This is a genomic window from Bifidobacterium sp. ESL0798, assembly GCF_029395415.1.
GTDB lineage: Bacteria > Actinomycetota > Actinomycetes > Actinomycetales > Bifidobacteriaceae > Bifidobacterium.
In genome coordinates, this window is sequence record NZ_CP113914.1 from 1,649,549 (window position 1) to 1,669,524 (window position 19,976).

17 protein-coding genes, 1 pseudogene and 1 CRISPR repeat array (1 of these 19 cut by a window edge) are annotated in these 19,976 nt (G+C 55.0%); of the genes and pseudogenes, 1 reads left to right on the forward strand and 17 read right to left on the reverse strand.

Annotation, left to right across the window (positions count from 1 at the left end; genetic code table 11):
* Positions 1-4: 4 nt before the first annotated feature.
* Positions 5-708 (reverse strand): annotated as a pseudogene (locus OZX74_RS06945) (ABC transporter ATP-binding protein).
* Positions 709-829: 121 nt separating this feature from the next.
* The gene (locus tag OZX74_RS06950) at positions 830-2,980 is read right to left on the reverse strand and encodes a TetM/TetW/TetO/TetS family tetracycline resistance ribosomal protection protein (RefSeq protein WP_277156218.1); all 2,151 of its coding nucleotides are present in this window, start codon (positions 2,978-2,980) and stop codon (positions 830-832) included.
* Positions 2,981-3,040: 60 nt separating this feature from the next.
* Here OZX74_RS06950 and OZX74_RS06955 point away from each other — a divergent pair, with 60 nt between their 5' ends.
* Positions 3,041-3,496, forward strand: a complete 456-nt coding sequence (locus OZX74_RS06955; RefSeq protein WP_277156219.1) for a hypothetical protein — start codon at positions 3,041-3,043, stop codon at positions 3,494-3,496.
* Positions 3,497-3,647: 151 nt separating this feature from the next.
* Here OZX74_RS06955 and hemH (OZX74_RS06960) read toward each other — a convergent pair whose 3' ends face one another.
* The 15 genes from hemH (OZX74_RS06960) to cas3 all read right to left on the reverse strand — a co-directional run bounded on the left by hemH (OZX74_RS06960) (position 3,648) and on the right by cas3 (position 18,449).
* Positions 3,648-4,571, reverse strand: a complete 924-nt coding sequence (hemH, locus tag OZX74_RS06960) for a ferrochelatase (RefSeq protein ID WP_277156220.1) — start codon at positions 4,569-4,571, stop codon at positions 3,648-3,650.
* A 53-nt stretch (positions 4,572-4,624) separates the two neighbouring features.
* A complete protein-coding gene (gene hemH / locus OZX74_RS06965) occupies positions 4,625-5,572 on the reverse strand; it encodes a ferrochelatase (RefSeq protein WP_277156221.1) in 948 nt (315 codons plus the stop codon).
* Positions 5,562-7,007: an MFS transporter gene (locus tag OZX74_RS06970; protein WP_277156222.1), complete on the reverse strand. Its 1,446-nt coding sequence runs from the start codon at positions 7,005-7,007 to the stop codon at positions 5,562-5,564. The genes hemH (OZX74_RS06965) and OZX74_RS06970 overlap by 11 nt, the downstream gene beginning before the upstream one ends.
* Positions 7,000-7,896 (reverse strand): hydrogen peroxide-dependent heme synthase, encoded by an 897-nt coding sequence (gene hemQ, locus OZX74_RS06975; protein ID WP_277156223.1) that lies wholly within the window; start codon positions 7,894-7,896, stop codon positions 7,000-7,002. Before hemQ ends, OZX74_RS06970 begins: the two co-directional genes overlap by 8 nt.
* Positions 7,897-8,810: 914 nt before the next feature.
* Positions 8,811-9,161 (reverse strand): type I-E CRISPR-associated endoribonuclease Cas2e, encoded by a 351-nt coding sequence (gene cas2e / locus OZX74_RS06980; protein ID WP_277157453.1) that lies wholly within the window; start codon positions 9,159-9,161, stop codon positions 8,811-8,813.
* Between the two features lie 5 nt (positions 9,162-9,166).
* Positions 9,167-10,135 carry a type I-E CRISPR-associated endonuclease Cas1e gene (gene cas1e / locus OZX74_RS06985; protein WP_277157454.1) on the reverse strand — a complete coding sequence of 323 codons (969 nt, stop codon included), beginning with the start codon at positions 10,133-10,135 and terminating at the stop codon, positions 9,167-9,169.
* A 52-nt stretch (positions 10,136-10,187) separates the two neighbouring features.
* The gene (locus OZX74_RS06990) at positions 10,188-10,352 is read right to left on the reverse strand and encodes a type I-E CRISPR-associated protein Cas6/Cse3/CasE (protein WP_277156224.1); all 165 of its coding nucleotides are present in this window, start codon (positions 10,350-10,352) and stop codon (positions 10,188-10,190) included.
* On the reverse strand, positions 10,349-10,918 hold the full coding sequence (locus OZX74_RS06995; protein WP_277156225.1) for a type I-E CRISPR-associated protein Cas6/Cse3/CasE: 570 nt from the start codon (positions 10,916-10,918) through the stop codon (positions 10,349-10,351). The genes OZX74_RS06990 and OZX74_RS06995 overlap by 4 nt, the downstream gene beginning before the upstream one ends.
* 10 nt (positions 10,919-10,928) lie before the next feature.
* A complete protein-coding gene (locus tag OZX74_RS07000; protein WP_277156226.1) occupies positions 10,929-11,075 on the reverse strand; it encodes a hypothetical protein in 147 nt (48 codons plus the stop codon).
* A complete protein-coding gene (gene cas5e, locus OZX74_RS07005; protein ID WP_277156227.1) occupies positions 11,072-11,641 on the reverse strand; it encodes a type I-E CRISPR-associated protein Cas5/CasD in 570 nt (189 codons plus the stop codon). Before cas5e ends, OZX74_RS07000 begins: the two co-directional genes overlap by 4 nt.
* A complete protein-coding gene (gene cas7e / locus OZX74_RS07010) occupies positions 11,638-12,747 on the reverse strand; it encodes a type I-E CRISPR-associated protein Cas7/Cse4/CasC (RefSeq protein WP_277156228.1) in 1,110 nt (369 codons plus the stop codon). The genes cas5e and cas7e overlap by 4 nt, the downstream gene beginning before the upstream one ends.
* 30 nt (positions 12,748-12,777) lie before the next feature.
* Positions 12,778-13,443 (reverse strand): type I-E CRISPR-associated protein Cse2/CasB, encoded by a 666-nt coding sequence (casB, locus tag OZX74_RS07015; RefSeq protein ID WP_277156229.1) that lies wholly within the window; start codon positions 13,441-13,443, stop codon positions 12,778-12,780.
* A 9-nt stretch (positions 13,444-13,452) separates the two neighbouring features.
* A complete protein-coding gene (casA, locus tag OZX74_RS07020; RefSeq protein ID WP_277156230.1) occupies positions 13,453-15,180 on the reverse strand; it encodes a type I-E CRISPR-associated protein Cse1/CasA in 1,728 nt (575 codons plus the stop codon).
* Between the two features lie 15 nt (positions 15,181-15,195).
* Positions 15,196-15,399: a hypothetical protein gene (locus OZX74_RS07025; RefSeq protein WP_277156231.1), complete on the reverse strand. Its 204-nt coding sequence runs from the start codon at positions 15,397-15,399 to the stop codon at positions 15,196-15,198.
* Between the two features lie 8 nt (positions 15,400-15,407).
* Positions 15,408-18,449 carry a CRISPR-associated helicase Cas3' gene (gene cas3 / locus OZX74_RS07030; protein WP_348519541.1) on the reverse strand — a complete coding sequence of 1,014 codons (3,042 nt, stop codon included), beginning with the start codon at positions 18,447-18,449 and terminating at the stop codon, positions 15,408-15,410.
* Between the two features lie 310 nt (positions 18,450-18,759).
* Positions 18,760-19,976: a CRISPR direct-repeat array (repeat unit 29 nt; unit sequence GGGATCATCCCCGCGCTTGCGGGGAGCAC); it runs 1,069 nt beyond the window's last position.

The following is a 19,976-nucleotide window of genomic DNA, read 5'->3' on the forward strand; positions in this document are numbered from 1 at the left end:
ACCGTCACCATTCGATGTCGTCGATGTCGGCCGGCGTTGCATGCTCTTCGATGTTCTGCACCTGGGCGTCACGCATGTGAATGACGCGGTCGGCAATCGGCGCGATGGCGGCGTTGTGGGTGACGATGATGACGGTGGAACCGAACTTGCGCGACTGGTCCTGCAGAATGCGCAGCACCTGTTTGCCGGTGCTGTAGTCCAACGCTCCGGTCGGCTCATCACAAAGCAAGATCTTCGGCTTCTTGGCCACGGCACGGGCGATAGCAACGCGCTGCTGTTCACCGCCGGACAGCTGGGCCGGGAAGTTGTCAAGCCGGTCCTCAAGGCCGACGTCAATGAGTGTCTGGGCCGGGTCGGCCGCGTGCGGAACGATTTCAGCGGAAAGCTCGACGTTCTCACGCGCGGTCAGGTTGGAAACAAGGTTGTAGAACTGGAAGACGAAGCCGACATCGTAACGCCGGTAGGTTGTCAGCTCATGCGCGTTGTATTGCGCGATGTCTTGGCCGTCGATGATGACCTGCCCGGAATCGCAGGTATCCATGCCACCCAGAATGTTGAGCAACGTCGATTTACCGGCACCGGAAGCACCAAGATGATGACCACCAACTCACCGCGGTTGATGGAAAATGTCACGTCATGATTCGCATAGATAGTAGTTTCACCGGTTTTGTACCGCTTCGTCTCGCCTTGTACGTCGATATATGCCATCGCACGACCTCCCGTAACCCAAGCACCGTCGCGAGGCAAAAGCCACGCTCACCCCATGATATTAATGTCGTGCGAAATTATGCGCGGCGGAAGAAAAGATTATACAAAACCGTTTTACCGTCTAATTATCAAGCTGCAGCCCACTGTCGACGTGGGCAAAATCGGGGACTTTGTTCCAGTGAACGGTATAGCCGGCACCATGGGCGCAGAAGACGGAATCGGGCGTGTTTTCAAGATCAGTTTCCGGGTCATAGCCGGTTTGTTTGATGATTTCGTCGGCATTGTGGCACGGCTGATATCCGGCGAAAACGCAGGTGAGCGACCCGCGGCCGTGGGTATAGGCGTTGACGTCCATCGAATAGTCGCGCATCTGCGAGACCGGCGCCCGACCTTCCAACTCGGCGTAATCGCCGTCGGATTTCGGAGCGTCAAACGTTCCGCTCATCCGCTGGATATCGGCCATCGCACGACCCAGCATATCCTGCGGAACATCGAGACGGAAGCTGTAGAACGGTTCCAGAAGCCGGCATTCGTCCTTTTTTTTCAGTTCCATCAGCCCTTGTCGCACCGCACGGTAGGTGGCCTCTCGGAAATCGCCGCCTTCCGTATGCTTCTCGTGGCCGCGGCCGGCGATCAGCGTTATCGTCATGTCGGTAATCGGAGAACCGGTGAGGACACCGAGATGTTCCTTTTCGCGCAAGTGGGTGAGAATCGCGCGCTGCCAGTTGCGGTCGAGGTCGTCCAGGCTGCATTCCGATTCGAAACGCAACCCGCTGCCGGGTTCGCCGGGCTGAAGCAGCAGATGGACTTCAGCGTAATGGCGCAAGGGCTCGAAATGGCCGATGCCCTCCACCGGTGCAGTGATGGTCTCACGATAGAGGATGCCACCGGTGTCGAAATGGACGTCGAGCCCGAAACGGTCATGCATCATCTGGGTGATGATCTCGATTTGCACCGCCCCCATCAGCTGCACGTGAATCTCGCCGAGCCTCGCCACCCAGCGCACATGCAACGACGGGTCCTCATCCTCAAGCGTGCGCAAGGCCATCAGGATATGGTGCAGTTCCGGGGTGACCTCGGCGGGTTTGGCGACCGGCTCCGCCGACGAAGAATCCTTGCCTGGGGTCTCCTCGACGTTATCCTGCTTGCTTTCGCCAGCATCCGATTTGCCGGGCAACACCGTGTAGGTCAACACCGGCTGGAGTACGGATTGCCCGGCGTTGGCCTCAACGCCCAGCCCTTCGCCGGGGAACGTGCGCGTCAATCCCGTCACCGCGCACACCTCGCCGGCAGCTACTTCATCGGCCAGTTCGAACTTCGCTCCCGAATACCGCCGAATCTGGTCGACTTTCTCCTGCCAGACTTCTGTTTCGGAATCGGGCGAATCGGCTTCTTCGCGCCTATTGGTGAGCACTGCCTTGACCTTGAGCGTGCCACCGGTGACCTTGAGCCATGTAAGCCGGTTGCCCTGTCCGTCATGCGAGATCTTGTAGATGCGAGCGCCGAAATCGTCTGGATAATCCCGTTGCCGCGTATACCGTTCCAGCCCCTGCAGGAACTCGTCGATACCCTCGAGTTTCAGCGCGGAACCGGAATAACAAGGGAAAAGCTGCCGCTCGGCAACCATCGAACGCAGCGTATCGTCTGAGATATTGCCGCAGCCCAGCAATTCATCCATCGCGGTGCCGCTCTCATCGAGCAACGCGACTTCCTCCTGCTTCCCCGGCTCGGTATCCCCTTCGAAATCGATGCAACCCTCGGAAAAGCGCTGTTGCATCTGTGCGATGAGTCCCGCCTTGTCGGCTCCGGCGGCATCCATTTTGTTGATGAAGATGAAGGTCGGTACGTGGTAGCGGGCCAGCAGACGCCACAAGGTTTCGGTATAGCCCTGCAGCCCGTCGCCCACGCCGATGACGAGAATCGCATAATCGAGCACCGTGAGCGTGCGTTCCATCTCGGCCGAAAAATCAACATGGCCAGGGGTGTCGAGCAACGTGAATGCAAAATCGCCCTTACCCTCGCTGGTTTTTAATCTTCCACCTTCTTTTGCAGAGGTATTTTCAGTGTCGCCGGCACCAATATCCAGAATGGCCTGCTTCGAAAAAATGGTGATGCCGCGCCGCTTCTCCATGGCATCGGTGTCGAGAAAAGCATCGCCGTGGTCCACGCGCCCCAGCTTGCGAATCTCACCGGCACGATAAAGCATCGCCTCGCACAGCGTAGTCTTCCCCGCGTCCACATGCGCCGCGATCCCCACCACCGCTCGTTTCATTGTCGCTCCTCTAAAACGTATCGGTCATCCATTCCCGATTAATCATAAAACGAACCTTACATGAACAGCCAAATCCTGTTTATGCGAAGATGGAACTTCTTAAAAATCAGCGATTACAGAAAAAACAAGATCTCTGCCAATCTTGGAAAGCCAACAGGCAGAGGCAAAACGGCTATGGTGAAGCGAGCCAAAAGAATTGGGAAGAAAGAACAAGCGACGTCGCTTCACCACACTACCTGCGGATTCCGGTCCTCCAGTAAAACCGAGCATCCGTCATTACCAGCGAAAGATAAGAGACAAGGCCTTCATCGAATCACTGGTTTCAGTCTACACGCCTTTACGATATTTTGCGACACTTTAATAAAATTTCGTCTCGAAATACGAAAATATATCAAAACGAAATATCGCGGCCGTCGTTTAGGCGACGTCATTAAAGGTAGACCGTTTGACGAAAATTGCGGCCCCCTCCCTGCGGATTCATCAGGAAGCGGAATTCGCAGGGACATGGAGCCATAACCGTTTTTTCGGCACCACGAACGCCCGCGCGGAAAGCAATCACCGACATCGTCCAGCGAACGGTTTCGGCGTTCCTACACCTCCACACTAAAAACGTTTAAAAACGTTCACCGGCGGCCAAGATTAGGCCGGATAGGCAAAGGCAACGATACTATTGCCCGCAGGCCGCGTCCTCGAGCGCGGCGATGAGCAGCGGGTCGGCGTTCGGCAACGGAAGACGAATCAGCGTTCCACCAAGCTTTTCGACGTTTGCCTTGAGCTCGATGTCGATGTCGTAGAGCACTTCGACATTGTCGGCGATGAAACTCAGCGGGGCCACGACGAAAGTATCCGCCTCGCCGCGCTCGATGAAGTCGCGGACGGCGACCTCGATGTCCGGGGCCAGCCATTTGTCGGCCGAAGGGCCGCCGCATTGCCAGGCCACCGACCACTTGCCGTCTTGAAGTCCGGCACGTTCGGCCACGGCCTTGGCATTGTTGACCGCTTCGTCGCGATACGGGTCGCCGCCTTCAATCACAGTATTTTTGACGCTGTGTGAAACCAGCAGCACCTTGGTATTCGGCATGTCTACGGTTTCGCGGATTTCGGCAAGCCGGTCGGCCCAGAAGCGAACGAGATGCTCGTCGGACCACCAGCCGCGCACGGCGGTGTAGACCATGCGCGGATGCTTGGCGAACTGGGCCTCGGCCCGGCGATGGTAGCCTTCGTTGGTCGAGGTGGAATACTGCGGCGCAAGGGCAATGCCCCGCACATCGGTGATACCGTCGGCCGCGATCTGATCGGCGACGTCCTCGATGAAGGGCTCGATGTATTTGAAGCCGGTATAGACCTCGTAACGACCTGGGAAATCATGGTCAAGCCGACGCTGCAACGCGTTTGCCTGATCGTCGGTGACGTGGGCCAACGGCGAGATGCCACCCATGTTCAGCGCGTCATAATGCGATTTCACGCTTTCGTACACCTGCTCGCTCGGCTTATGCCCACCGAACATGCAAGTGCAGAAATCCATGATGTCGCTGGATTGATATGGCGTGCCGAAACCCATCAGCAGCACCGCCGTGACTTGTTGGCCCATCGTTGTTTCCTTGCGTCGGTTGTATTCGATTTTGCTATTGCTGTCGCTGCTCGTTACTCGGCACCCAGAACGGCGTCCTCCAGCGCAGCGATCAGAAGCGTGTCTGCGTTCGGCATCCGCAGACGCCGAAGCTTGCCGCCTACGGATTCGATCTCATTCTTCAGTTCGATGTCCACATCGTAGAGAATCTCGAGATTGTCGGCGATGAAGCCGAGCGAAGCCGAAACGACGGTGGAGATGCCGCCGTTTTGAATGAGGTCCTTGGCGGTTTCCTTAAAATCGGGTCCGATCCAGGGCTCGCCGGTGCGTCCGGCACTCTGCCAGGCGATGGTGAATTGCTTGCCGCGCAGGCCGGCGGCCTCGGCTACCGTCTTGGCATTGCCGGTAACCTCATCGAGATACGGGTCGCCACCGTCGATGATGCGCATCGGCAGGCTGTGGGCGCTGAAGATGACCTTGGTGTCGTCGCGATCGGTGAGCTCCTTCATGGCGACGAGCTGGTCGGCCCAGAACTTGATGAGGTTCTCGTCCTTCCACCAGCTGCGGATGGGATGGTAGGCGATTCCCGGATGCTTCTTCAACGCCTCCTGCGCGCGCTCGTGATAGTTTTCAACGGAATACTCGGAATACTGCGGGGCCAGCGGAAGACCGTAAACCTCGGTAATCCCGGCTTGCGCAAACTCGTCTACAGTGCCGGCGATATAAGGCTCAATGTATTTGAACCCTTTGCGAACAACATATTCGCCGGGATGATCGCGGTCGAGCGCGGCCTGAAGGCCTGCGACCTGACCGTCGGTGATCTTGGCGAGCGGTGAGGTGCCCCCGATGGCTTCGTAGCGGCCGGCGAGCTCGTCAAACAGACGTTGCGGCGGCTTGACGCCATGGCGGATATTGGTGTAATAGCCCATCAGGTCCTCGGTTTTGTACGGGGTGCCGTAGGCCATCAGAAGCACCGCCTTTTTCGGGGTAGCGGATGCGTTTTCGGAATGTTCACTTGTCATAATCGATGTTTCCTTTGTTGAAGGGGACGAATAGGGTCAGCACGATGCACACCACGGTGATCGCCAGCGCGACCAGGAACATGGCGCGGAAGGAGGTCAGCGTCGGGTTGCCGTTCACGCTGCCGACGAGCATGGCCGAGGCGAAGACGAGCGGGGCGATGGTCATGCCGATTTTCTTGCAGGCCGAGACACCGCCGATGGCCTGCATGCGTTGGTCAGGTGCGGCAAGCCGGCCGGCGATGACCTGCAGCGGCGAGGACATGAAGGCACCGAGGCCGAAGCCGAAGAGCGTCGAGAGCACAAAGAACGCCGGCAGGCTGTTGGAAGTCAGGAGCATGCCGATAACGGAAATGGCGTTGATGGCGCTCGAAACGATCAGGGCTTTCTTGTTGCCGAGCTTGTCGACGAAAATGCCGCCGACGTACGCACCGATCAGGCTGCCCAGCCCGGTGCCCATCATGGTCATGCCGGAAAGCGCCTTGGATAGGTGGAAGACGACGTGAACGTAAGTGGGAATATAGACGAACAGCGAGAAGAGGCTGCCGCCGACCATCGCGAGTACGAGGGTGAGCACGTAGGAGCGGTGACGGAACAGGCTGATCGGCAGGAACGGCATCGCGCCCTCGTCAAGCCTCTTTTCGCAGTACAGGAAAATCAGGAACGCGACCACGGCGACGACGAAGAGCAGAAGAACCACGACCCAGTACTGCTGGAAATGCTGGCTCAAGGTGATGGCGAGCATCAGCGTCAGCAGCGCCACCGAGAACGAGCACAGGCCCGCCAGATCGGTTTTCGAAGCGGTTGCCGCCAGCTGGTTATCCATCACGAACCAAGCCAGGACGAAAAGGATGAGCAGAACGGGAAGCATGCCGCAATAGAAGGCACGCCAGTCCTTGGCCATCCCGATCGCCATACCTGCGAGCGCCGGCCCGGCGATGGCGGAAAGCCCCGCGACCACACCGACGAGGGAGACCCTGCGCCCTTGGTGATTGCTGCGGGCGGCTTGCATCAGCTCGCTCATCGCGAGCACCATGATCCCGCTGTCGCCGATGGCCTGGATGAAGCGGCCGGCGAGCATCAGCGGATATACGGGCGCCAGCGCAATGATCAGGCAGCCGACGAACCAGAAGCCGAGCTCCCAGAGGAAGACCTTCTTGGTGCCGCGGGTGTCGGAAAGGTTCGCCATGATCGGCGTGCCGACCACGAGGCCCAGCGTGTAGATGCCGGCCACCCAGGAGGAGCCCAGCGTGGTCAGGCCGAAGGTCTTGGCGATCGAGGAAAGCAGGGTGCCCGCCGAGCCGCTGTCGAGCTGGGTGACGAAAACGACCAGAGCGTAGAACCAGATCGGGGGCTTGCGTACGGCTTGCCCCAAAGCCTTCGCCGCATCGGTTGTCCCAGCCGCCTTGGTTTGGGCTTGGGAGGCAGCATCACTCATGATGGCTGGCCCCGGCGGCTGACGCGGTTGAAGACGCAGAGGCGGAGGCGTCGGATGACGAAGAAACCGGCTCATCGGCCCCTGCGGGAATGATCTCGCCTTCCAGGGTGTGACGAGCACCCGGTTTCGGTTTGCTCACTTCCCAGCCATCGAGGAAGAAGTGGTCCAGGTCCTCGGCCGGCAGATACGTTCCGGTGATGAAGTACGGAAAGTCGCCGTAGACGGCGCTGGCTTCGGCGTAACGCATGGCTTCGATGATCTTCTTGAAGACCAGCGGATCGTCGGCCAGCAGCAGCACGCCCCATTCGTGGTCGTCTAGCCCCATCGCGCCGGTGATGAACGGCAGCACGCGTCCGCCGAACGAACGGCCGATCTTGCCGTGATCCTTCATATAGGCCTGACGCTGCTCGAACGGCAGGGTGTACCAGTTGGCGTCGGGGATGCGGGTTTTGGACATCGGATAGAAGCAGACATAAGGCTTCTTCGGCAGTTTCGGCTTGACCGCACGGCTGACATAGCCCCAGCCACGCTCGGTTTTCGGTTTGCCGGAGTAGGTGCCGGACTCCCCTATCGAGACGAACGAACCGGCTTTGGTCATGAACGCCGACAACGGCAGCTTTGCCAGACGGTTTTCGATTTCGTTGAGTTCATCCAATGTCTCGCGGTACAGGATCAGGCCGAGGTCACCTTTATGGCCGCTGACGTCGAAGAGATACCAGCTTCCTTTGCCTGCTTCCTCGTTGGTCTCGAACTGCGCAAGCATCTGCTTGAACTGGTCGACCTCACGACGCTGCGCCTCGGCATCCTGCTTCTGGAACGACGGCCAATCCATCTTCCACCACAGGTCAAGGCAATACCAACCATCCAATGTCGCTACTGGCTCTTGCATATCCCTCATCTCTCCTTTGATTGCGTACGGATATGCCCGCCGGCTTTCGGCACGGCGCTGCTGCACGTCATGGTCGACAAGGCCAGCAAGATACATCCGACCGGTTACGTCAAACCTTGCATGCCTTTCTAACAATTAAATGGGTTATCACTTTATAATAACTCGTATAGTTATCAAAATCAACACAAGAAACCTTTCCAACAACAACGAAATAGCCGTTCTTGCCGGATATCTCTAAAAAGCCATCACCACAGACAATGACATCAAAATTCTGTTACGATAACTGTTAGAAGGTTTGACTTCTCAAGTCACAAGAGACATGTTACTCGTCGAAAAGCGCTTTTGAGACATATTTACAATATTTAGTCTCAAAACAAGGTATTCCGCGGATTACCCGGCGTGTCGCGCTCTAGCGAGCGACATTGCGTCGCAATCGAGCGATTAAAATAAAGGACCCCCACACCAACATATGGCTACTGAAAAAGCCTGGCAATACGTATGGAATTTTCGGCAACCGTACCGATACGAGAGTCCGATACAAAAAGAGCCCGGCGTACGCCGGGCTCAAACCCCACAATCGTGAGGACCATCTTGGACTCCCACAATTCAACATGGTCAAATTGGGATCATCTCCATAGATGGAGAGCGCACTATCTGCCAGCGATTACATACAACATCATTACAAGCAGAAGCACGACCGAAACAAGGATAAGATCTCGAAGAATAATCAAAGCAGTTACCCTTCTCTGAGTCTTTCCCTGTTTTACCTTAGAAAGCTTAATGCTCGACGCAATACGAATCGAGGAGGTTTCAGCTTTCTCTTTAATGGATATTTTCATTCTCACCTCCTTTCATAATAAAAATTATTATAACCAATAGACATTGTTTACAATATAAGATTATTAAATTGTTATTTATTTATTGAACCTCTTGATTTTCCGATACTTGCTGGCATTGCTCCAGCCGTGTTTGGCGTGGCCGGACACGGAAGCATTCTCAGTGCCCTTGGGCCGCTTGACTAGTTCGAGACCATCACAATCGGTCGGAATCCAATCCGGACGATGCACTTTGAACGCCAAATGCTGTTCGTTGCGGGCGGAATAGACCATAATCGCGCGACCGTCTTTCACCAAGCCCGTGATTCTTTCCCACAGTTCTTCTCTAACTCGCGCCGAAACATGGCCAACGAACACCCCAGGCGAAATCTCAAGCAGCCAACGGGTCAAATCGCCTCGTAAACCCACAGGGCATGCGGTCAGTACCACAACTATCAATGTTCACCGCCTGTCATAAAAACAGAATCCTCATCGTCGGCCTCACCGCCATACGATTTGCCTGCATCGACTTCGCCAAGTTTTTCGTCCCAAAGACCGACGTGGTCCACATCGGAATCGTCACGGACATCCTCGGCATCCAAAAGATAGTGAATGTCCTTGACCATGCGAGACATAATCGACAAGTCATAAACGGCGTCACGCATATTGCGGCGCGTGACCGCGCCGATATCCTCAGGATGGGTGGCAGCCGTGTCGAATGCGACCGGAATAACAAGTTCGGCACGATACAAATCCGCAATGTCATAGACGAACGAACGTTCATGACCAACATGCACGAATCCTAGCCCTGGAGAACAACCAAGAGCCACAATCACCGCATGCGCGATACCATACATGCAGGTGCTCGCCGCCGAAAGCGCCTGGTTGATTTCGTTACCGGCCTCAAAATCGAGATGATCATAGGTTCGCTTGTCCCATTCGACTCCCGTTCGCTTCGAGTTCTGCCGATAGACCTTACGAACCCGCGCACCTTCCCTACCTCGGAGCTGTTGCATCGTCAACCGACTGACATCTTCGCCCGGGAATCGCATTCCGTACATTTTCCTAGCGACGGCCAGACGGGTCCGGGTATTCGAGACTAGAGCCGCCTGCTTCTGCAACAACGCAGCGGAATGCGTCAGCGGACGACCGAACGCGTACATTCTCACGCCACGTTCCCCGACCCAAATTACCGAAGCGCCATTCTCCCCAATGACCGTCATCGCTTGGTGGGTGACATTGCTGCCGGGACCAAGAAGCAGAACGCTCAACGAAGCTGCAGGAATATGGATGGTGCCGGTGTTGTCGGTAACCGTAATGGCATTGTCGTCACGCTTGACGATGCAATGCTCGAAATAAGCAAAGGAAATCCTGTCTTCCGCACGTACCAATTCGTCCAATTCCGGAGGAGGGGAGCCCGGAATCGAACTATTATGTTTTTCTTGGCCCGTGCCGAAGGCTCAGAATCATTTCCCATTATTCGCTCGATTCAGCAGAAAGATTGTCCTTAATCGGCGCCACTGTCAGCAGGCCGCAACCGAAGCCCTTGGCTCTGCCCACACCGAAACAAAGCGCATGCCTGAATTTTTCAGCATCCGCAACTTCCAACAGGCCATCAAAAAGCGCCGTGGAAATGGTCACTTCATCGCCTTTACGTTGAGTGCTCTGCCCGGTGCGTTGGAAGCGCTCTCTTTTTTGCGCTGCGAGACAACCAACTGATAGTCACCGTCATGTTGCAAGACGCTGAACCCATTCGACTCCGAGCGATCAATGAGCCACTGGGATTGCTGCTCTACCGTGACATGCCCCAGCCGTTTTCCATCCTGCGGCTTTCCCTTACCTGCGAACTTGTCATGCCCGACTTTATGAACGGGGTTGGCACGCAACCTGAAATTGAAACGAGCGCCGACATGGATACGACTCAAAACCGGGGCATAATCCTTCGATTGCCATTCCTGATACATTGGCCACCCAGCCTGTTCGACAATATGGGTGAAATCGGGTTTGGCCGGACTGACAACATAGAGCCACACCGAGTGGGCTTCCTCGTTGAAATCCAGCCGCCAGAGAATCCTTCCCTCTTCCGTTTGCCTTGCGACACCGGGAGGAAAGCACGCCTCGACCGCCGCATGCATCCGATACGGCGACGAGATAAGATGCTGCGCACCATACCTTCCTGCGTTCAAAGGGATTCTTGAGATAAACATTCCGGACTCCTCAGAAATTCATGGGATCGTGGTCATCGACGAACCGCATTCGGTCGGTATCGTCAGCGTCAGCAGCATCAACACCATCAGGATTGGGCACCGAAAAATGATAGACGGCCCTTCCTGCATATTGACGGTGTTCGATGCTGAAACTCAATGGCAGATCATCCTGGTTTTCGGCGTTCTCCCCGCATGGGCATCGCAGGCGACTTCGAGTTGCGAAGAGTTGTGCTTGCTTTTGTAGTAGTCGGAGGCCCGCCAAGGTTCTTGCGTGAGCGCCTGGCGCACGTCGTCATACTCGTCGTGCACGCCTAACGTAACCGGAAAATCAGCCGGGCATGCCCTCCTGCCCAGATACAACGGCCATTTCGGATTTCGTAAGGCGACATCCAAAGTCACAAGAAAATCGCGCTCACCACCCAATGCCACCAGAAACCTGGCATCGGCCAGATAATACCTGTTCGTCAACGGCATCGGCTTGCCTTCGGCCGGCCTTTCGGTCTGGAAATCGCGGATCACACGACCAGGTTGTTCGACACGAACACCGAACTCAAGCCCGGCCAAATCTTCTATCGGGTCTTCCCTGCTGCGGCCTTGTGCGGAAGCGAGCAATCCCAGAACGCCGCTTTTCGTAGGCTCGTTGTTCGTGTTGCGTCGCACGAAACGGGAAGAGTCGCCCCACGACTGCATGGGAGCCGAGAGACTGAGCAGCAGGACGCTCATGCTTCCTGCCCCGCCTTCAAAGAGTCAAGAACAGCGTTATGCAGGTCTTGCTTCAACTTTTCAAGCGTTGTGCCGGTTTCCGTGCCAATCGACCAGGACTGCTTTGCCCTGGCATCATACTCCGTCTCCACTTCCTCAATCTTCTTCGTCAGTAATTCGACAGCATTCTGGGATACGGAATGATCGGCATCGGCACGAACGGGTTTTTCAAAGGCGGAAACCATGTTGATTGGCTGTTCTTTACGCAGGGAGACGACGACGGCTTCGGGAAGCGTGTGGTTGGCGAATGAATTCTGCTTGCCCGACGGCATGGAGCGTACAAATGCCTCGACAAAAGCGACAACTGCATCGGCAACTGCTTCCCTGTCCTTAATCTGCTCGGCCAGTGAATCGACATTTACATTAGCGTAACGATACAGCGTCGAAGCATTGAACCCCGTGCTGTCGATCATGGCGGCTCCGGCGTTGTCATCGTTGGCAAGATCGTCCAAGGCCGTGAAATAGTCGGCTTCCTGACGAACCGTATCCACAGAAATCGCATGGGCTACCTGGGAAGCGGCATCCACATTGAGATCCGGGGCATCGGCCAGCATACGCCCAAACAAGGCGATATCGATGGCCTGCGTACCGTGGAAAATATTCTTGGCCGCCTTTTTCATTTCCGCGTCTGGCTTCTCCCAGTCAGCACCGTCGTGAGCCCATTGCACCGCAAGATCGGCAAGCTTATCAAGTTCGCGCTCGCTGATGAAGACCAGATATCCCGTCTCGTCGTTGCCTTGCTGGGAACCAGCCCTCGTCGACGACTGCGTTTTGATACCGATAACCTTCAACACAGATACGGCCAGCTCCTCGGAGGCATCCTTCAGTTCAGGGTCTTTTTGGCAAATTCGCTCAGCGACTTCGCCGGGAACAAGCTTGGTGCGCACACCGAGCTTCTCAACAGGCAAAACTTTCCTAAAACTGTCACGCATGGCCTTTTTCCAAGCTTGGCTGGAGACCCTGGCGCGCAACGAGCCGCCATAGTAAGCGGTTTTGGGGCTTCCGGTATCGTCACGGTTGATGTTGCTTGGCGGTACATTCTGGATTGCATAGATATCAACGAACATGAGTATGCCTTTCTTGATTATTGCTACGATTCATTGTTTTTTCGAAGATTTATCGCCATCATTGGCACTTGAGCGAGTCATGTAGTAATCTCTGCCCCATCTCATGATGACACCATCACGTTTCCCGTCGAACTGGAGCCGATAAAGGTCCTTCGCCAATTCCCGGTAATAGATGCGGCATGCCCTCGGATTGGCAGCGCTTCTCATCAGTTTGATGAGTTCGCGCATGATACGGACCGAATCCTCAAAACTGCTCGAAGTTTCAAGGCTACGCAGACGAGAGTGCACCCCATTGGCATGGTCCAAATCCGGCTGGATGCCGCGGCAGGCGCCACCGAACGAACCTGACCTTCTTTGCATGGCCTGTTTCTCGGGAGTATCTCCGTCAATCGCCAGATTCATGCCGATACTGCTTTCCGATTGCTGATGATAAGCGTATAGCTGCAAGGCGGCTTTGACGGCAAGAAGTTCCCTTGACTTGGGTTCCGGAACACCGAGTTCCTCGATCGGCCAATCTTCGAACAATTCATCGCCGACGGCCATCCAATCATTTCCGCCCTGTGTGTCCATCCTGCGCAGACGCGCCAGCTGTGCACGGGCCCAGGTCTTTTCTCGTGGATTGCCATAGACGTAGCAACGTTGCAGTCGCGAGACTTTGGCATTGACAAATTTGCCCAAGGCATCGGCTTTTGCCACGGCGTCATCTCAATCACCTTCTCTTTCCGGTTGATTCCTGTCGCGGGTCTGTTCCTGCTGCTCCGAAGCATTCAACGGACCAAGCAGATTCGACAACACATTGAAATAGATATTGCATGCCCTTGCCGCAGACATATGGGCTCCGTTTTTCGCTCTGCCGTCATCGAATTCACGGAAAACAGCACCTTGTGCGTCATCGGAGAAATAATCTTGGCCAATCCGGCGTAGAAGCCTGTGGGCGTCTTGCTCCCATTCCCTTTTATACAGCGGAATGTCGCAATCCGGGGCAAAATGTGAAATCCACTGCCTGCACATACCGTCGAGCTTGCCATACGCGAATTCTCTGACATCCGTCGACGCTCCTTTGCTCCGATCGCCGCCTGCGGCGCGGATACGAGAAACAAACCGCGCCAAGGCATCGACACATTGCTCAAGCGACTGGACGACTTCAACGATTGAATTGATGATTTCACCGGCTTCAGGAGCTTCCGGTTGCATCAAGGCGGCGTTGATATCCAAGCTGTCATCAATACCATCGGCATAGACCGAACTCTGCGTTCCGTAAGTCATCGATTGAGTATGAATGGTCACTTGCGGCAACGCTTCGCCAGCATCCTTGAATTGTGTATCCACGGCATCCATCCAAGCCAACACACCAGGTCGACGGCTGTCATCCTCTATCTTCAGCATCGGTTCAAGATTGCGCCATAGCGCCCTGCTGGAGTTCAACGTTCTCGGCATGAAAGGAGGCGAAGAAAGATCGAGCTTCTTTTGCTGCGGAACACTGGTACGCCACGCTGTCATCATCTCGTCGGTCTGTTTGTTGACGGCGATAAGGACATCACCATAACAGGAAATGACCCCTATAATCCTGTCTGCGTCCGCATCAGGCACTAGTCGGACCCGTCTGCTTTGCCAAGTCAACAAATCCACCACGCCTCGCGGCTCGTCACGTATTGCAATATCGGGACCAGCGGGTTCATATTCCCAAGGTGCGCTGTCCTGCTCGTTGCCAATCAATGGCTTGTCGTCTCGTTTTGAGTCTCCGACAAGACACCAATTGAGCATCAAGGTCTCGAAAAGGTTCCTTCCCTCAAGGAACGTTCCACCAATGGCCCCAAGCCAGCCAGTGCCGACATGCCCCTTGGGGGCATAGACCTTGCCTTTGTTGACATGGGTGTTGCCGACGACCGGCGTCTTGATACCTCCGACATCGTAGGCCTGCATAAAAACGAGCCATCGTGCGGCCTCAGCCAGAGAAACGTCTTTGATGGTACCTTTCGCACGCATCGAGAACAGAAACTTATCATGTTTAGGAATATCGGCGATGAGTTCAGCAACATCGTCGAACTCTTTGTCGCCCACATATCGTAAATCGGCCACCTGCATGAACGGCTCGGCGTCATCAATGAGATAGAACCTGTCATGAACAGAAGCAAGATATTCTTCAAGGGATTGAACGTCAAAAGCCCCTTGATCCCATATCACCTTCCATAAGTTCTCTTTTTGCTCGTCGGTACCGTCAAAATCATAGAGTGCGGTATAAGAACGATAAAGGATAGCCAGAATCAACCTCAGCAAGGGCAAGGTCTGCTGCGGTATATCCCCTGATATCTCACGAATCTGCGGTGCCTGTCGCAAAAGCGTCGTAATCGAAACATCACAGGCATGCCCATCGGTATAGACTACACTAATCCAAGGTTCATCCAGCAGATTGAATTTCGAATTCTTGGTCATTCCGCCTCCATCTGTTCAAGACCCATCAACGGCTCCATCGTTCTGCTGATCGTCTTTCTTATATTCTAGACCATCCTCTCGCGTATACCGCAACCGGTAGCCCAGAAGCGAGGCCTCATAACCGCCATCGGCGACCTCTTCAAGGAAAAGCACCAGCCTTCCGGCCAGCCAACGGGACTCCTGCCATTGCATGACGTAATCGGCACATCCGTCTTCCAATTGCTCAATCAGCCTATCGATTTTAGACGGCGCACAGAGCGCCAGGGAAGCCTCACCGCGCACTGCGCGACAAGTTGGGAAAGGGAATCATCCGGCATCTCGTCGGTAGGAAGCTCAGTACCTAAGGCAATACCGGACGATTCATCTCCGATCCATGGCAGAAGATTGATGCCTTTATCGTTTTTGGCCAGCAACAGCACCTCGACGCTTTCCTGCGTGTCACGAACCGCGCGCGGACCGATGTCGTCGTCCAGATGGAATTTACTGCCATCGACAAGCTCGTTGCTCTGTTTCACCTCGTCTAAAGCGGAAAACAGATCGACCAATGAGTTGCCTCTGCATTCCAGCACTTTCAGCGAATGCAGCAAATGACTCCCTGCCCGCTGCTTTTTGCGCGTATTCTCGGCTCTTCTTTTCTCTTGCGCCACCTGGTATCGTTCAGTCCAGCTTGACGGAACATAATCCTCAACCCTATCGGAATAAGCGGTGCGGACCAATGCCGGTATATCGTCGGGCAACGAGACACAAGCACTCGCACTTTCTTTGCCAAGCTCCGACACAGCCAAGGATTCCATCAACGAAGCAGCAGAATACACCCTGTCTATTCCCGGCGAAAACCTTGGGCAATCCGCCTGCCAAGATTCAATTCCGCGCACATAACACTTGGCCTGACGCAGCCGCTCCGGCCTGTCGGACTCCCCTTCTCCCCTATGATGGCGATGAACCCTGCCAAGCCGCTGCATCAGCAAATCGACGGGAGCGATGTCGGTGACCAGCAAATCGAAATCGATATCCAAGGATTGTTCCAAAACCTGCGTGCCAACCACAATCAATCGGTTGGGGCGCCGACCGTTGCTAGCCGTGACCTTTGGCCCCAAGACTTCACGCAGATACTGTTCGTTGGACATCCTGTCCAGGTCCATGAACCGCGAATGAGTCAGGAACACCTCGCCCTCGCCTTTGAAATGTTGCGAAAGAAGCTTTTTGACCGCTTGCGCACGGCCGACAGTATCGCAGATGACTCCGGCACACCCGCCATCGGCAAGCTTGTCTTTGAGAACCTTCACCAATGCCTCATCGCTGTCATCAATCAGGCTCATATCAACCGACGTATGTCGGCCCGAAGGCGCAGTCTGCACGGACTTGATTTCCTGACCGTCGGTATAGGTAATCAGCGGATATGAGGTATCGACTTCCTTCCTCTGGGAATCCTGACCAAGCGATACCGCTTTCGCTTCCTCGCAATCTACAGCTTTCTTGTGATTTTTGCGAGTCGGCAACGTCGCTTTAACATCCTGTTTTGATTTGGGAAGGCCTACACCTTGCCGATAAGCCTCAACCATATCTGCACGCTGACCTTCCGGCAAAGTGGCAGACAACAGAATCACCGGTGTACCGGCTGCACCCAGCCATTGCAGTACACGCAGCAAGTACTGCCTCATATAGGTATCGTAGGCATGGCATTCGTCGACGATGACGACCTTATTGACCATCGCAAGCTGACGCAGCGCCACATGTTTCATATCCAAAGCCGACATCAGCAACTGGTCGATGGTACACACCAAAAAATTGGCCAGGACACCCTTCTTCTTGCCCATCATCCATTCGGAGACCAAAGCCGATTCAGTGCCATCTTTGCCGCGCGCAATATCATCACTTACATCATCACCGACATCGCTGAAGCCCTGTTTGAATGATTCATCAATCAATCCTTGGAATTTCTCGTTGAGCTTTGCTTTACCGTGTGCCAGATAGACGCTTTTCTCACTTTGATTGCGTTCCTGCTTTGACGCGCTTTGACCACCGTCCGCCGACGATTCTTCGCCGTTGCCCTGCGGAAGCTTGTTGACCCATTCAAGCACCCTGCCGAACATCGCGTCAGTGGTCGCCATCGTCGGCAGCGCCACGCAGACCCCGCCACGACCGCTTTTCTCGGCGAAGACCTCCGACACTGCGAGCGCCGCTTCGGTCTTACCCTCACCCATCGGAGCCTCGATGACCATAATTCCGGGGGCCGAAACCTGCTTGGCAATGTCGACAACTTCTTTTTGCATAGGTCTTGCCTCAGCACCTTTTGGCAACGAGAAGCGACGCTCATACAACTCCTGCGTCGAGCAATCCAATGCATCCTCATCCACTGAATCATGCCATGCCGGAATCAACCCGGTTTTCAACCAGCCATCTTCAGCACGCGATTGCAAAGCCCTAAAATCGATTTTGCCATCGCGAATATAACGTTGTTTACCGCCCAGCATCGGTATGAGCGGAAATACCTCCTGGTTGCTCGCAATCCAATCGGCCATGATAACCAAACCGGTCAGAACCATGGAGGAAAGCGGTTGAAGCCTGAAACGCGACAGGAAATTAATAGAAGCATCATCCAAATTTACAAGGCCACGGACGAAATCAATCAGCTCGGCTTGCGCGGTTTTCCAAGTATTACCGTCGTCTGGGCGCCAACCCATCTGGGAACCCGATGAATTTTCTGCAATCGTAAGTTCTCCCCTTACTGGAGGTTTGCCATGATGACCACCGACTACGCAGAAATACGATTCGCACTGCTTCCTGCTCCAATGACATTTCTGTATGAAATATTGCGTCAGTATGACCTGACCGGCAATCGGATGTGTTGGTTTCGCCTTTTCTCCGATACCTGAACTATATATAAGGCCTACTTGATCAAGCAAAAACGAAAGATCTTCCCATTGCCCGTTTTCCGCCTTCCACTGCTTGCACTGGAACACAGGCACCGCCTTGCCGATATCATGCACCCCGGCAAGAAAACAATATAGTTTTCGCGCCATTTCGGAATTGCCGCCGACAGCCTGTTCCACGACACGACGGGTACCTTCCGGAACCCACTGGCTCCATAGCTTCTGCGCCACGAACGCCGAATCGGACATATGCATGAAAAGCGGAAGCCAATCTTCGCTCTCGTTTCTATCGGACTTACCCCATAAGGCTGATGCTTGGGAAGACAAGCACAAAGTTCTGCCAGCCGCATCCGCCGTATACGATCTAGCTGACATATCCGCTGTATATGATGCCATGACTCCGGTCCATTCCGCTTTGACTGATAACTTCAAAATACTCTTCCGATAGAATATAAAAATATCATTTTGCAATGCTTACGAATTAATTCGAAACAGCTGATGACTTTTAACAATTTCTTGGCTGGGAATTTGAAGATTTGCCAAATACATTTTAATAGTGCGTTCATAAGGTATAGGAAGAATCACCTGAGTTCTCTGCCCACAGAGATTTTATGATTAACACGTTAGGACGAGACTGCTGTACCCGAAAGAATTTCCGTATTTGCCGCGAACAACTTGTGAATATGGAGTTTCAAAGCATGTGAGAAAGATAATCCCCACGGTTGTGAGGAACACAAATCACCGTCGAAGGACTTGTCCATGACCGGAGGATCATCCCCACGCCTGCGGGGAGCACCAGATCTGGTCCCAGATGTTAAGGTCGCCGTCGGGATCATCCCCGCGCTTGCAGGGAGCACTAGGAATTGACGCAGTGGTACGTGAAAGTGAGGGATCATCCCCGCGCTTGCGGGGAGCACTCGACGGGCGAATCGTCGGGGCTGCCCCAGCCGGGATCATCCCCGCGCTTGCGGGGAGCACTCAGTATCATCCGTCCACATCGTTATTGGATCGGGGATCATCCCCGCGCTTGCGGGGAGCACGCCCGAGATCCGCTTCGACCCGCAGATCACCGGGGATCATCCCCGCGCTTGCGGGGAGCACTGGCTTTGTGGTTCTTCCGCGTGACTTACTTGGGGATCATCCCCGCGCTTGCGGGGAGCACTCGATATTGGATGATAACGGAATTCGTGTCATGGGATCATCCCCGCGCTTGCGGGGAGCACACCTCGCCATAATTGGCGTTGGTCTTCAACCCGGGATCATCCCCGCGCTTGCGGGGAGCACATTCAACGCCAACGTTCGCGCATTCGCACGCTGGGATCATCCCCGCGCTTGCGGGGAGCACAATTCAATTTCTGGAAGAATATCGTCATTGACGGGATCATCCCCGCGCTTGCGGGGAGCACTTGACGCCGTTTTGCACGCCGTTGACAATGTTGGGATCATCCCCGCGCTTGCGGGGAGCACTATCCGGTAGACGCCGCTCTTACCTTCCACCCGGGATCATCCCCGCGCTTGCGGGGAGCACTACGGAACCTACAAGGTCCCCGTAAAGTCCGCGGGATCATCCCCGCGCTTGCGGGGAGCACCGGACGTTTTATTTTCCACTATTTCCATTCCGGGGATCATCCCCGCGCTTGCGGGGAGCACTTACGTAAGGCATGCTTCAGAGGCGGTTTGACGGGATCATCCCCGCGCTTGCGGGGAGCACTTTTATTATCCGCTTCATCGGTATCGAGTTGAGGGATCATCCCCGCGCTTGCGGGGAGCACAATGAATATTGGGCGATCTTTGGGCGTAAGTCGGGATCATCCCCGCGCTTGCGGGGAGCACTCGGGGTTCGTTCCTCAAAATTCTCACTAGTGGGGATCATCCCCGCGCTTGTGGGGAGCACTCTGTGTTTGTTCTCGTCAGTTTGCCGAA

Bases quoted from the DNA above. Each gene is read 5' to 3' on its own strand.
- OZX74_RS06950 (WP_277156218.1), bottom strand. From the start codon at position 2,980: ATGAAACGAGCGGTGGTGGGGATCGCGGCGCATGTGGACGCGGGGAAG.
- OZX74_RS06955 (WP_277156219.1), top strand. From the start codon at position 3,041: ATGAACAGCCAAATCCTGTTTATGCGAAGATGGAACTTCTTAAAAATC.
- hemH (WP_277156220.1), bottom strand. From the start codon at position 4,571: ATGGGCCAACAAGTCACGGCGGTGCTGCTGATGGGTTTCGGCACGCCA.
- hemH (WP_277156221.1), bottom strand. From the start codon at position 5,572: ATGACAAGTGAACATTCCGAAAACGCATCCGCTACCCCGAAAAAGGCG.
- OZX74_RS06970 (WP_277156222.1), bottom strand. From the start codon at position 7,007: ATGAGTGATGCTGCCTCCCAAGCCCAAACCAAGGCGGCTGGGACAACC.
- hemQ (WP_277156223.1), bottom strand. From the start codon at position 7,896: ATGCAAGAGCCAGTAGCGACATTGGATGGTTGGTATTGCCTTGACCTG.
- OZX74_RS06995 (WP_277156225.1), bottom strand. From the start codon at position 10,918: ATGTTTATCTCAAGAATCCCTTTGAACGCAGGAAGGTATGGTGCGCAG.
- cas5e (WP_277156227.1), bottom strand. From the start codon at position 11,641: ATGAGCGTCCTGCTGCTCAGTCTCTCGGCTCCCATGCAGTCGTGGGGC.
- cas7e (WP_277156228.1), bottom strand. From the start codon at position 12,747: ATGTTCGTTGATATCTATGCAATCCAGAATGTACCGCCAAGCAACATC.
- casA (WP_277156230.1), bottom strand. From the start codon at position 15,180: ATGACCAAGAATTCGAAATTCAATCTGCTGGATGAACCTTGGATTAGT.
- cas3 (WP_348519541.1), bottom strand. From the start codon at position 18,449: ATGGCATCATATACAGCGGATATGTCAGCTAGATCGTATACGGCGGAT.